1 protein-coding gene is annotated in these 417 nt (G+C 70.0%); it reads right to left on the reverse strand.

The window, feature by feature from the left end; genetic code table 11:
- The coding region (locus ALMP_RS34670) for a DUF6531 domain-containing protein (RefSeq protein WP_264934970.1) at positions 1–417 on the reverse strand (417 nt) is incomplete at both ends.

Consider the following 417-nt stretch of genomic DNA (forward strand, 5'->3'; position numbering starts at 1 on the left):
TGACGACATTGCCCGTGCCGTCGTCGTCGGGCGTGAGCCGCATGTCGTAGCGGGTGGTCCAGCCGGCGCCGAAGGCGAGGTCACGCCGTGGGTCGAGGCTGTTGTACGTGCGGATGAGCGTCAGTTCGGGGCCGACGCCGGCGATGGACGCGTCGACGGCGCTGGAGGTGAAGTTGCCGACGTTCGGGTCGAACTCCTTGCCCTGCGCCTCGGAGAGCCGGGAGGTGATCTCGGGCTGCGGCACGGCGGCGACCAGCGCGACCTGGGCGGTGGGCACCTCGTTGGTGGCGTCCTTGACGAAGCCGCGCCACAGGTAGGTCTTGCCCCACTTCAGCCGTCCGGACGGGACCGGGTAGGCCGAGCTGGTCTGGTAGGCGGAGGTGGTGCAGCCGGTCGGCTTGCCGTCCTTGTCGGACT

The organism is Streptomyces sp. A012304, assembly GCF_026008495.1.
GTDB lineage: Bacteria > Actinomycetota > Actinomycetes > Streptomycetales > Streptomycetaceae > Streptomyces.